The organism is Sphingomonas sp. BE123, assembly GCF_031456015.1.
In the GTDB taxonomy this organism is placed as follows: Bacteria; Pseudomonadota; Alphaproteobacteria; order Sphingomonadales; family Sphingomonadaceae; genus Sphingomonas.
On the sequence record NZ_JAVDTW010000002.1, the window covers coordinates 958189 to 970826 of the forward strand.

13 protein-coding genes are annotated in these 12638 nt (G+C 68.4%); 3 read left to right on the top strand and 10 right to left on the bottom strand.

Going from position 1 to position 12638, the window contains the following annotated elements; genetic code table 11:
* The first annotated feature begins 62 nt into the window (after positions 1-62).
* Positions 63-2198 (top strand): ComEC/Rec2 family competence protein, encoded by a 2136-nt coding sequence (locus J2Y54_RS12705; protein ID WP_405052916.1) that lies wholly within the window; start codon positions 63-65, stop codon positions 2196-2198.
* 17 nt (positions 2199-2215) lie between these two features.
* On the opposite strand, the gene J2Y54_RS12710 is transcribed toward J2Y54_RS12705, so the two are convergent.
* The 10 genes from J2Y54_RS12710 to J2Y54_RS12755 form a co-directional block, all read right to left on the bottom strand.
* Positions 2216-2521, bottom strand: a complete 306-nt coding sequence (locus J2Y54_RS12710; RefSeq protein ID WP_310040174.1) for a hypothetical protein — start codon at positions 2519-2521, stop codon at positions 2216-2218.
* A 99-nt stretch (positions 2522-2620) separates the two neighbouring features.
* Entirely contained in the window at positions 2621-3031 is a 411-nt protein-coding gene (locus J2Y54_RS12715) for a GFA family protein (protein WP_310040176.1), read from the bottom strand.
* 105 nt (positions 3032-3136) lie between these two features.
* Positions 3137-3808 carry a transcriptional repressor LexA gene (gene lexA / locus J2Y54_RS12720; RefSeq protein ID WP_310040177.1) on the bottom strand — a complete coding sequence of 224 codons (672 nt, stop codon included), beginning with the start codon at positions 3806-3808 and terminating at the stop codon, positions 3137-3139.
* A gap of 109 nt (positions 3809-3917) precedes the next feature.
* A complete protein-coding gene (locus J2Y54_RS12725) occupies positions 3918-4802 on the bottom strand; it encodes a PilZ domain-containing protein (RefSeq protein ID WP_310040179.1) in 885 nt (294 codons plus the stop codon).
* A 134-nt stretch (positions 4803-4936) separates the two neighbouring features.
* Positions 4937-5413 carry a cyclic pyranopterin monophosphate synthase MoaC gene (moaC, locus tag J2Y54_RS12730; protein WP_310040180.1) on the bottom strand — a complete coding sequence of 159 codons (477 nt, stop codon included), beginning with the start codon at positions 5411-5413 and terminating at the stop codon, positions 4937-4939.
* Positions 5410-6195 carry an indole-3-glycerol phosphate synthase TrpC gene (gene trpC, locus J2Y54_RS12735; RefSeq protein WP_310040182.1) on the bottom strand — a complete coding sequence of 262 codons (786 nt, stop codon included), beginning with the start codon at positions 6193-6195 and terminating at the stop codon, positions 5410-5412. Before trpC ends, moaC begins: the two co-directional genes overlap by 4 nt.
* Positions 6192-7187 (bottom strand): anthranilate phosphoribosyltransferase, encoded by a 996-nt coding sequence (gene trpD, locus J2Y54_RS12740; RefSeq protein ID WP_310040183.1) that lies wholly within the window; start codon positions 7185-7187, stop codon positions 6192-6194. The genes trpC and trpD overlap by 4 nt, the downstream gene beginning before the upstream one ends.
* A 71-nt stretch (positions 7188-7258) precedes the next feature.
* The gene (locus J2Y54_RS12745; RefSeq protein WP_310040184.1) at positions 7259-7651 is read right to left on the bottom strand and encodes a PilZ domain-containing protein; all 393 of its coding nucleotides are present in this window, start codon (positions 7649-7651) and stop codon (positions 7259-7261) included.
* A 98-nt stretch (positions 7652-7749) separates the two neighbouring features.
* Positions 7750-8334 (bottom strand): aminodeoxychorismate/anthranilate synthase component II, encoded by a 585-nt coding sequence (locus tag J2Y54_RS12750; protein ID WP_310040185.1) that lies wholly within the window; start codon positions 8332-8334, stop codon positions 7750-7752.
* 19 nt (positions 8335-8353) lie between these two features.
* Entirely contained in the window at positions 8354-9289 is a 936-nt protein-coding gene (locus J2Y54_RS12755; RefSeq protein ID WP_310040186.1) for a D-2-hydroxyacid dehydrogenase, read from the bottom strand.
* Between the two features lie 161 nt (positions 9290-9450).
* Here J2Y54_RS12755 and J2Y54_RS12760 point away from each other — a divergent pair, with 161 nt between their 5' ends.
* Positions 9451-11157, top strand: a complete 1707-nt coding sequence (locus J2Y54_RS12760; protein WP_310040188.1) for a DUF1800 domain-containing protein — start codon at positions 9451-9453, stop codon at positions 11155-11157.
* An 11-nt stretch (positions 11158-11168) separates the two neighbouring features.
* Positions 11169-12539, top strand: coding sequence for a DUF1501 domain-containing protein (locus tag J2Y54_RS12765; RefSeq protein WP_310040190.1), 1371 nt, complete (start codon positions 11169-11171; stop codon positions 12537-12539).
* Positions 12540-12638 lie beyond the last annotated feature (99 nt).

The following is a 12638-nucleotide window of genomic DNA, read 5'->3' on the forward strand; positions in this document are numbered from 1 at the left end:
TGATACGTAGGGGATTGGAGTGGGTTGCGTAGGGATCATGGCTGGCCCAAGCTGCACGCCCGATGGGGACCGACGCCGCGCGCGCATGGGGGCCGGTGCGGTTCCCGACCCCGGCATGGCCGGGCAGCATTGGCGCGCGGGTCGAGCGCTGGCTGGAGGCCGAGCGCGGGCAGCTGTTCCTGTGGGTGCCGGTGATGATCGGCGCGGGGATCGCCGCATGGTTCGCATTGGCCGACGCGGCGCGGTGGGGCGCGGTGATCCTTGGTGGACTTGCACTCGCGGCGGCAGCGCTGGCTCTGGGACGCAGCGGCCGGATGCTCCGGGCGTTGGCCTGGGCCGGACTGCTGGTCGCGCTGGGCTGCGCGCTGGTGTGGTGGCGGGCGGAGCGGGTTTCCGCGCCGGTGCTGGCGCGTCCAGCGGTGGTGCAGGTGATGGGGACAGTCGCACGGATCGAGCCATTGCCCGCGCGCGCGCTGGTACGGCTGCGCATCGCGACCGATGTCGGGACCGGACTGCCCGGACTGGTGCGGGTCAATCTGGCGGTGAAGGACGTGCCCGCCGGGCTGACTCCCGGCGCGCGGGTGCGGTTGCGCGCGCGGTTGATGCCGCCCGCGCCGCCCGCCGTGCCGGGGGCTTATGATTTCGAGCGGGTGGCGTGGTTCGACGGGCTGGGCGCGACCGGGCGCGGCTTTGCGCCGGTCACCGTGCTGGCGCCGGGGCGGGCCGATAGCGGGCTGCGCGCACGCCTGACCGCGCATGTCCAGTCGCGCATCGACGGGAGTGCGGGCGGGATTGCAGCGGCGCTGGTCACCGGCGACCGGGGTGCAATCAGCGAGGAGGATGCCGAGGCGCTACGGCGGTCGGGGCTGGCGCATCTGCTGTCGGTCAGCGGGCTGCATGTAACGGCGGTGGTCGGCGCGACGATGCTGCTGGTGCTGCGGCTGCTCGCGCTCAGCCCGACGCTGGCGCTGCGCTGGCCATTGCCGGTGATTGCGGCGGGCGTCGCCGGGCTGGCGGCGGTGGGCTATACGCTGCTGACCGGGGCGGAGGTGCCGACGGTGCGATCGTGCATCGCGGCGCTGATGGTGCTGGCGGCGATGATGCTGGGGCGACAGGCGATCACGTTGCGGCTGGTGGCGTTCGGGGCGGTGGTCGTGCTGCTGCTGTGGCCCGAGGCGTTGATGGGCCCGAGTTTCCAGATGAGCTTTGCCGCCGTCACCGCGATCGTCGCGCTGTACGAAAACCAGCGCGTGCGCGGCTGGTTCGAGCGGCGCGAAGAGGGCTGGGGGGCGCGGTTGCTGCGGGGCGTTGCGTCGCTGCTGCTGACCGGCCTGGTGGTCGAGATCGCGCTGACGCCGATCGCGCTCTACCATTTCCACAAGTCCGGCCTGTACGGATCGCTCGCCAATATCGTGGCGATTCCGCTGACCACATTCGTCGTGATGCCGTTCGAGGCGGCGGGGCTCGTGTTCGATGCAGTCGGGCTGGGCGCGCCCTTCTGGTGGGTGGCTGAGCGGGGGCTGCATCTGCTGCTGTGGATCGCGCACACGGCGGCCAATGCGCCGGGTGCGTTAGCGATGCTGCCCGCGATGCCGGGCGGGGCCTATGCGCTGATGGTCGCAGGCGGGCTGTGGGTCGCGCTGTGGCGGACGCGGGTACGGCTGGCGGGGCTGCTGCCGGTTGCGGTGGGGGCGGTATGGGCGCTGGCGACGCCGATGCCGGACCTGCTGGTGACCGGGGACGGGCGGCATTTGGCGCTGCGGATGGATCATGGCGAACTGGCGCTGCTGCGCGACCGGGCGGGGGACTATGTGCGCGACACGCTCGCCGAGAATGGCGGGGTCGATGCCGAACTCCCGGCGCTGGCCGAACAGCGCGATGCGCGGTGCAGCGCGGATCTGTGCATGGTGGCGGTCGAGCGCGGCGGGCGCGAATGGCGGATCGCGGCGACGCGCAGCGGCTATCGCGTGCCGTGGCGCGCGATGGTGGAATTCTGTGCCTCGGCGGACATCATCGTCGCGGACCGCTGGCTGCCGCGCGGGTGCGTGCCGAAATGGCTGAAGCTGGATCGCGCGACGCTGGCGGAAACCGGCGGGGTGGCGATCACCTTCGGCGCGCGGCCGACGGTGGTGACGGTGCGGCGCCCGGGCGCACGGCATCCGTGGCTGGAGGCGGAGACGGTGATGCCGGGGCGGTGAGGGGGGCGCCGCCCAACTCAGTCGCGCACGACCTCATAGTTGGACACGCGACCCGCCGCATCGACATCGACAACGAGCCATTCGGAGTCGATGGACAGCAGCGACCGCTCGTTCCCGAGCCAATAGACATAGTCGCGATCGCGGAAATAGCTGGCGTCGGACGGTGCGCCCAGCAGCGCGACCAGCTCGCTGCGGTTCAGGCCGTCTAGCTTCCTGCTCCACATGAGATGCGCGATCATGTGAATACGGGCCTGATCGTCGGCGCGCTCCACTTGCTTCCAGCGATCCGAGTCAAACGGGCGCACCGGCAGATACCCGGTCACGAACCCATAAGTGACCGCCAGCGCCAAGAGGGAGACAAGCAGGCCCACGACACAACCAGACCCACGCGCGCGCGCACCGGAATAGGGCATGTCGCGGTCCTAGGCCCCGCCCGGGAACCGCTCAAATTCGGGCAGACCATGCGCATCCTTCATCCAGCCGATGCGGTCGGCGGTCTGGATGTGCGCGGCGGCGGGGACGGCGTCGGGGTCGTCGAGGGTCGATGCCTGGACATCGACCAGGCCCGGCAGGTTGGTCGCATTGCGATAGAACAGACCGGTGCCGCAGATCTCGCAGAACCAGCGGCGCCCGGTGTCGGACGAGGCATATTCGCGGGGCGCCCCCTGCGTGACCGTCAGCGCGTCTTCAGGATACATCGCCCAACCGACCATCGGTGCCCCGGCGCAGCGGCGGCAGTCGGTACAGTGGCAGAGCGCCTGACCGCCGTGGAGCGGTTCGCCGTCGATTGCGTAGCGCACCGCGCCGCAATGGCATCCGCCGGTCAGGGTCATGCTCACTCTCCCTTAGTTCCGCGAAGGGCTCGGCTTGGCGTATTCGCCCTTGCCGCACCGCCCCACCCCAACCCCTTCCCTGAGGGGGAGGGGCTGGTTCGGGTTTCAGTAGCGGCGCAGCAGGCCGGCCAGCTTGCCCTGCACACGCACCTGATCGGGGCGGTAACGCTGCGGGTCGTAGCTGCGGTTCGCCGGGTCGAGGCGGACCATGCTGCCCTCGTTCCGGAAATATTTCAGCGTCGCTTCCATCTCGTCGATCAGCGCGACCACGATCTCGCCGTCGCGCGCGGTCTCCTGGCGGCGGATCAGCGCATAGTCGCCGTCGAAAATCCCGGCCTCGACCATCGAATCGCCGGCAACTTCGAGCGCGTAGTGATCGCCCGAGCCAAGCAATGCGGCGGGGACGGGGAGCATCGTCGAGCCCTCCATCGCCTCGATCGGCACACCGGCGGCGATGCGGCCGTGGAGCGGGATTTCGATCACGTCGTTCGCCGGCTGCGGCGCGGGGCGCGGCATCGCGACCACCGTCGACTTGGGCGCTGCCGCCTTCTTGGTCTCGCCCCGCTCGGGCATCTTGACCACTTCGAGCGCGCGCGCACGGTTGGGCAGGCGGCGCAGGAAGCCGCGTTCCTCCAGCGCCGAGATCAGGCGGTGAACGCCCGACTTGGACTTGAGGTCGAGCGCGTCCTTCATCTCCTCGAACGAGGGCGAGACGCCCGTCTCGGCCAGCCTGTCGGCGATGAAGCAGATCAGCTCATGCTGCTTCCTGGTAAGCATTCCACGTCCCCTATCCAGAACAGACGCGGAACGTTTACGCCTTGTTCCACATCGCGTCAAGCGGTGGGATCGGCACGGTCCAAGGATTTCCCGCGAGTCGCCGCAGGAGTCAGCGCGGGCGCGCCGCTTCGCTCAATCGGGCCATGTCGTGCGGGCGCAGCGGCAGGCGGAATTCGGCGACATGGCGCGCGCCATGGCATTCGATCACGCGGATCGGCCAGCCGCCGATCTGCGGCAGCGACAGCCACAGGCCGCACAGCGGCGCGAATTCGATATCGCTTTCGAACTCGACCAGCGCATTGCTCAGCGCGGTGATCTGGGCATTCCACCAGCGGCTGCCCGAACGGACATGGGTGGCGGCATCGAGCTTGATCGCGTTCTTCACCGCGCCGAGCGGCGAGGTTGCACCGGGCATCGGCGCGTGCGCGACCGGCGGGCGCCGGTTCGCGACCTGGCGCAGCCATGGCATCAGCACCTGCCAGCCCAGTTCGCTGTCAAAGGCGAGCCCGGCCTGGCCGCGTTCGGTCCAGCGGACCTCGCCGGTAATCGGGCGCAGACCGTCGAGCGTGACTTCGACCGGCGCGCCGATCGCCAGCGGTGCGCGCGTTTCGACGCCGAGGCCGGCGGGAGACAGGTTGCGGGTCCAGGCGAAATCGACCTGGCCCGAATGGCGGATGCACAGCCGCTGGCGCAGCTCGATCCGGGGCATCTGCCGGCGCTCCGCGGGCAGCGCGGCGAGGCAGCGGGCCAGCGCGCCGACCACGTCGAGCGGCGCGTCGAAGCGGAAGGTGAAACCGGCCGGATCGTCGCCGTCGACCGATCCTTCGGCGCTGACCCCGAACGGGAATTCGATCGTGGCGCGCGTGCCGTGCGTGACCGGTCCGGTCATGGTCAGGGTCGCGCCGGCAGCCGTGATGCGATGGACGAAGCAATCGCGCGCGCCATCGGCATCGATCAGGCGTCCGGGGGTCGTGTTGTCGCCGGTGGCCGGCACCACCTGCTCCAATCCGCCCGACAAAGAAAATACGGCCGACCGCGCCGAACCCGACATAACGCCCCACAACTGAACTGCATCAAGGTGCAGCCGGGGCCATCAAGATTCACTGAGCGAGCGCGGTAAGGCGTCGGTTAACCCTGCTCCGCGCGCCAGTCGCCGGACTTGCCGCCGCGCTTTTCGATCAGCCGCACCGCACCGATTTCCATCGTGCGGTCGAGCGCCTTGGCCATGTCGTACACGGTCAGCAGCGCCACGGTGACGGCGGTGAGCGCCTCCATCTCCACCCCGGTGCGGCCGATCAAGCCGACCGTGGCGGTGGCGGTGACGCCGCCATCGTCGGGGACCAGGTCGAGGCTGACCTTGCTGAGCGACAGCGGGTGGCACAGCGGGATCAGGTCACTGGTCTTCTTTGCCGCCATGATCCCGGCAATGCGCGCGACGGCAATGACATCGCCCTTTTTGAGCAGACCGTTGCGGATCGCGGTCGCCGCCTCGGCCGACATGGCGATCCGCCCGGTGGCGATGGCGACGCGTTCCGTTTCGGCCTTGGCGCCGACATCGACCATGCGTGCCGCGCCGGTGGCGTCGAGATGGGTGAGGTCGCTCACCCGATCATCGCCCGCGTCGCCGCCTCCACATCGTCCTGCCGCATCAGCGATTCGCCGATCAGGAAGCAGCGCACGCCATGCTGCGCCATCGCGTCGAGGTCGGCGCGGCTGGTGAGCCCGCTTTCGGCGACGAAGGTGCACCCCTCGGGCGCGCGGCCGACCAGTTCATAGGTGCGGTCGAACGAGACGGTGAAATCCTTGAGGTTGCGGTTGTTCACCCCGATCAGCCGCGAGCGCAGCGCCAGCGCGCGGTCAAGTTCCTCGGCGTCATGCACTTCGACCAGCACGTCCATGCCAAGGCCCAGCGCCGCGTCCTCGATCTCCGCCATCTGCGCGTCTTCGAGCGCGGCGACGATGATCAGGATCGCGTCGGCACCGATGCTGCGCGCCTCCAGCACCTGCCACGGATCGATCATGAAATCCTTGCGGATCACCGGCAGCGGACAGGCGGCGCGCGCGGCGATCAGATAGTCCTCATGCCCCTGAAAGAAGGGCGCATCGGTCAGCACCGACAGGCATGCCGCGCCGCCAGCGGCATAGGCGCGGGCATGGGCGGGCGGATCGAACTCGGCGCGGATCAGTCCCTTGGAGGGCGAGGCTTTCTTGATCTCCGCGATCAGGCCGTATCCGGTTGCCGCCTTGGCATCCAGCGCGGCGCGAAAGCCGCGCGGCGGGGTTTGCGCCATGGCCAGCGCCTGAAGGTCGGCAAGCGACGTCGTCGCCTTGCGTGCCGCCACTTCGCCGCGCTTCACCGCGATGATTTCATCCAGCATCGTGCTCATGCGGCGGCGATCCAGCAGTCGAGCAGCGCTTTGGCAAGCCCCTTGTCGATCGTTTCCGCCGCTTCCTCCGCACCTTCGCGCAGATCGATCGCTTCACCCGCGACGACCAAAGCCGCCGCGGCGTTGAGCAGCACCGCATCGCGATAGGCGCCGTGCTCGCCCTCGAGCAGACGGCGGAGCGCTGCGGCATTCTCCTGCGCGTCGCCACCGCGGAGGGCAGAGAGCGGGTGGGCGGACAGGCCCGCGTCCGCAGGGGTCACACGCGCGGGCAGGCTGACATCGCCGATGCTGACCACCAGCGACCCGCCTTCGGGCGACAGTTCGTCCAGCCCCTCTTCGCCTGCCACGATTGCCGCGCCCTTGACGCCCAGCTGCGCCAGCGCTTCGGCATAGATCGGGGCATAATCGGGCCGGGCGATGCCAATCAGCTGGCGCTGCACCCCCGCCGGATTGGCGAGCGGACCCATCAGGTTGAAGATCGTGCGCCGCCCGATGCGCTTGCGGATCGGCGCGATCCGGCCCAGCGCCGGGTGGTGCTTCGCCGCAAACAGGAACGCGATGCCCAAGTCGTTGAGGTGCGCCTCGGCATTGGCGGCCGCGCGATCGAGGTCGAGGCCGAGCGCTTCCAGCGTGTCCGCCGCGCCCGATTTGGAACTGGCCGCGCGGTTGCCGTGCTTGGCCACCGGAACGCCCGCGGCCGCAACGACGATGGCCACGGCGGTCGATACGTTGAGCGTATGTTGCCCGTCGCCGCCGGTGCCGCACACGTCGATGGCATTGGCCGGTGCGCGGACCGGGATCAGCCGCGCGCGCATCGCCCGCGCCGCTTCGGCAATCTCGATGCTGGTTTCGCCGCGATCGGACAAGGCGATCAGGAACGCCTCGATCTCGTCCTCGGCGGCGCGGCCGTCGAGGATGTCGGCGAATGCCTGCGCCGCGCTTTCGCGGGCGAGCGGGCTGGCGGGGTCGGGGAGCAGGCTGAAGTGGGTCACGCCGCCTCTATTCCGGCGCGCGAACGCCAAGTCGAGCAATTCCTGTTATCGGCGGGACAAGCGCGGGCCGCTCAGCGCCGGTACGGGCTGTTCAGATCCTGAATCCATCCGGCGGTCGCGCCGCGATCGACCGCCACTGCCGGGCGCGGTTTGGGCGGGGCGATGATCGCCTTTGACCGCGCGGCATCGGGATCGATCAGCTCGGCAAAGCGCAGCCCGGCCAGGTCGTCCTTGACCCAGATCACCGTCGCGCCGACCGCCTTGAGCACGCCGACCGACACCAATACCGTCGCGCCGGGCCGCAGCATCCCGGCGCGATCGACCTTCGCGCCGGACACGGACAGGTCCTTGACGCGATGCTTGGTCGGGCCTCCGCCGCCGAACCCGCAAATCTCCGCGCCCAGCAGCACCTGCTGGCGCGGCATGCGGGGCGGTAGCGAGTCATGTGTGGCGGCTTCGCCCATGGCTTCCCTTGCAGCCCGTCCGGGAGACGGGGGTGAGACTGGATCGACGCTGTCGTATCGCAAAGGGGTTAACCCGATATTGATTCGCGGCCCCGGCGTTACGCCGGGATCGTCGCCTCAAGCCCCGCGATCTTCAGGAAATTCGCCAGCATCGCATGGCCGTGCTCGGTGGCGATGCTTTCGGGATGGAACTGGACCGAATGGATCGGCAGGTCGCGATGGCGGAATGCCATGACGCTGCCGTCGGATGCGGTGGCGTTGACCACCAGCGCGTCGGGAATGTCGGTGACGATCAGCGAATGGTAACGCGTGGCGGTGAACGGGCTGGGCAGCCCTTCGAACAGCCCGGTGCCGTCATGCGTGACTGGCGAGGTCTTGCCGTGCATCAGCCCGCCGCGCACCACCTTCCCCCCGAAATGCTGGCCGATCGACTGATGGCCGAGGCACACGCCGAGCAGCGGCTTGCCCGCGTCCGCACAGGCGGCGACGAGGTCGAGGCTGATCCCCGCTTCGTTGGGCGTGCACGGGCCGGGGGAGAGCAGGAACGCCTGCGCGTTGCTGGCGATCGCTTCCTGCGCGGTGAGCGCGTCGTTGCGCACCACCTTCACCTCCGCGCCCAGCTCCATCAGATAGTGGACGAGGTTCCAGGTGAAGCTGTCGTAATTGTCGATGACGAGGATCATGGGAGGGGGATTAGCCGCGTCAGTACCCCGCGTCGAGATCGACGACATTCTTCATCGGCCGACCCTCGGCAAAGGCGCGGGCATTGTCGAGGAACAGGGCGGCGGCGCGCATGAACATCTTCGTCTGCGAACGGCCTGACAGGTGCATCGAATGGAGCGTGTTGGGCGCGGTCCAGAGCGGGTGGTCTGCGGGCAGCGGTTCGGGATGGACGACATCGAGAAACGCGCCGCCGATCCGGCGCTTGTTCAGCGCCGCGATCAGCGCGTCCTGATCGACCATGTCGCCGCGCGCGATGTTGATCAGCCACGCGCCGGGCTTCATCGCCGCCAGCTCCTCCGCACCGATCATCGCCGCCGTTGCATCGGTCGAGGGGGCGGCGAGCACGATCCAGTCATAGTCCGCGATCCGGTCGCGCCACTGGTCAGGGGTGAGCGTGCCGTCGCGGCCCGAGCGGGTGACGCCGGTGACCGCGACCCCGAACGCGGCCAGCCGCTCCCCGATCATCCGCCCGATCGTGCCATAGCCGATCACCAGCGCGCGCGTTTCGAACAGCTCGACCTTGCCCGGCGCATCGCCCGGCCATTCGCGGCGGTCGGCGATCCGCACCACCTCATCGAAGCGTTTGGCCGCGGCGAGGATTCCGAGCACCGCATATTCGGCAACCGCGATGGCATTGATCCCGACGCCATTGGTCAGGATCGTGCCGCGCGCCTTGAGCAGATCGATGTCGAACGCGTCGATCCCGGCATAGATGGTCGACAGCCATTTGAGCTGCTGGCCCGCCGCTGCGATCTCGCCGGTCCAGCCGGGCCGGTTCATGTCGACCCAGCCGATCTGTGCATCGCCGATCAGCGCCAGCGCCTCCTCGCGGCTGGTGAACCAGTGGGCGTCGATTCCGGCGGGCAGGCCGGGTTCGATCAGCGGGCGGGCAAGCGCTGGCAGGACGGCTTTCATGGCGGACAGGATGGCGCGATCCGGGCGCCGGGGCAATCGCGGCGCTGATCTTGGTTTGCGACAAATTGATACTCTTTTTGGCTGGCGCGCGTCCGCTTAACGGGGAATGCTGGGCGTGGGTGATTTGGGGCGGGAGGCTCCATGCGCCCGGGGTGGAACCAATGGATAAACTGGAATCGCCGCCGATCGCGGTGGATGAACCGCTCGCGCCGCAACCGGCGCTCGCGGGCGATGCGGCGCGTGCAGGCGGTAGCTTCACCGCGGTCGGGGTCAGCGGGCTCGCGCTCGCGCTGGCGGCATGCGATTCGGGCGGCGGTGGCAGCGGCGGAGTGGTGTCCACACCAGGCCCGACGCCCACGCCCAGCCCCGCACCCGTTACCGCCGCGCAGGCCAGCCGCTTCCTGTCGCAGGCGACGATGGGCGCGACCGCCGCCGACATCGCCGAGGTACAGGCGCGCGGCTATGATGGCTGGATCACCGCCGAATTCGCCAAGCCGCGCCCGACCAGCCTGTGGGACTGGCTGGTGAGCAAGGGTTATAGTGACGCGGCCAACGTCAACAACCAGAACGGTTTCGACAACGCGATGTGGAGCCAGCTGATCGGAGCGGGCGATCAGTTGCGGCAGCGTGTCGTCATGGCGCTGCTCGAAATCCTCGTCGTCGGGATCGACGGGGTGAACCTGAGCTGGCGGCAATTCGCGATGGCCGCCTATGTCGACATCCTCATGGACAATGCGTTCGGCAATTTCCGCACGCTGATCGATCGGGTGACCTATAATCCCGCAATGGGGTCGTTCCTGACCTATCTCGGCAACCGCAAGGCGGACAGCCGCACGGGATCGGTCCCCGACGAGAATTATGCGCGCGAACTGATGCAGCTGTTCACCATCGGCCTGGTGCGGCTGAACATGGACGGCAGCGTCGTCACCGCCTCCGGACAGCCGGTCGAGACCTATACCCCGGCCGACGTGTCGGGGCTGGCGCGGGTGTTTACCGGGCTGGTGCTCGACAGCACCGACAATACCACCCCGGACCGTTACCGCCGCGCGATGATCTTCAACACCGGTCAGCACGAGACCGGCGCCTCGACCTTCCTCGGCGCGAATGTCCCGGCGGGGGCGTCGGGGGCGGATGCGGTCCGCCAAGCGCTCGACACGATCTTCGCGCACCCCAATGTGCCACCGTTCGTATCGAAACAGCTGATCCAGCGGCTGGTCACCAGCAATCCCTCGCCCGCCTATGTCGGGCGCGTGGCGGCGAAGTTCGCCGATAACGGATCGGGCGTGCGCGGCGACATGCAGGCGGTGATCCGCGCAATCCTGATGGACAGCGAGGCGCGGACCGAGCCGAGTGCCACCAGCGCGGGCAAGCTGCGCGAGCCGGTCATGCGCCTTACGGCATGGGCGCGCGCATTCGGCGCGACATCGAACTCGGGCAACTGGACGACGGGTAACACCAGCAATTCGACCAACCGGCTGGCGCAGTCGATGGGGCGCAGCCCGTCGGTGTTCAACTTCTTCCGCCCCGGCTACACCCCGCCGAACACGCCGATCGCCACCGCCGGACTGGTCGCGCCGGAACTGCAGATCACCAATGAAATCAGCGTCGTCGGCTATGTGAATTACATGCAGGCGGTGGTGAACAACACGACCGATCTGCGCACCGATTACGGGTCGCTTTCCACCTTGGCGGCGAACAGCGCGGATCTGGTCGACCGGATCAATCTGTGGCTCGCTGCCGGGCAACTATCGAGCGCCACGGTCACTGCAATCCGCGCCGCCGTCGACAGTTCGACCAGCACCAGCAACCGCATCGCGATCGCCGTCCTGCTGACGCTGGCATCGCCCGAATTTCTGACGTTGAAGTGAGGGGCCGGGACATGGACCAGAACCAATCGCGCCGCGCCTTCCTGAAGCGTACCGCCGCACTCGGCGGTGCTGGCGCCGCCGCGCCCTTCGTCACCCAGCTTGCCGCGATCGGTGAAGCATCCGCCGCCGTCGCCAGCGATTACAAGGCGCTGGTGTGCATCTTCCTCTATGGCGGCAATGACTATGCCAACACGCTGCCGCCCTATGACAGCGCGACCCACGCCGCCTATCTCGCGCAGCGCCCGACGCTGGGCCACAGCCGCGACAGCCTGACCGCGACCTTGCTCAACCCGGCCAATTCCCTTGGCGGGCGGCAATATGCGCTCGCGCCGACCATGGCGTCGCTGCTGCCCTTGTTCGATGCGGGCAAGCTCGCCCCGGTGCTCAATGTCGGCACGCTGGTGCGCCCGACGACCAAGGCCGAGTATAATGCTCGGTCCGTGGCGCTGCCGCCCAAGCTGTTCAGCCATAATGACCAGCAAAGCTATTGGCAGGCATCGAGCGCGGAGGGTGCGACATCGGGCTGGGGCGGGCGCATCGGCGACCTGCTGCAAAGCGGCAACGGCACCAGCGCGCTCACCTGTATCAGCGCATCGGGCAATGCGGTGTATCTGTCCGGCCGCAACTCGATCCAGTATGTCACCGGCACCAACGGGCCGACCGCGCTGATCAACGGCGCATCGACCCTGTACGGATCGGCCACCGCCGCCAGCACGCTGCGGTCGCTGATGGGCGGGGCGCAGGCAAACCTGATCGCCAATGAACACGCCACCGTGTCGAAGCGAGCGCTCGACCTTTATGCGCAGGTCAATGGCGCGCTGGGCAGCGCACCGGCGGCGAACTTCCCGCTGTTTCCGACCGGCAATTCGCTGGCCGACCAGCTCAAGATCGTCGCGCGGCTGATCTCCGTGTCGCAGGAACTGGGCGCGAAGCGGCAGGTGTTCTTCGTCTCGCTCGGCGGGTGGGACATGCACGATTTCCTGCTGCGCGATCACCCGACCCTGGTGGGGCGTGTCGCCGATGCAATGCGGGCCTTTTACGACACCACGGTAGCGTTGGGCGTGGCGGACAAGGTGACCAGCTTCACCGCATCCGATTTCGGCCGCACGCTGACCCAGAATGACGATGGCTCCGACCATGGCTGGGGCAGCATGCATTTCGTGCTGGGCGGCGCGGTGCAGGGCGGACGCATCTATGGCACGGCCCCGGACTACGGCCACAATACGCCGAGCGATGTGGGACAGGGGCGGCTGCTGCCGACGACCTCGGTCGATCAGTACGCCGCGACGCTGGCGAGCTGGTTCGGGGTGTCGGCGGGGAATATGTCCACGGTGCTGCCGAATATCGGGAACTATTCGACGACGAATCTGGGGTTTGTGTAACCTTCATCGTCACCCCCGCGAAAGCGGGGGCCCATCTCCAGGTGTTGCGGCATATCGTGCCGGTGTGACTGCGGACGGTTCAGGAGATGGGCCCCCGCT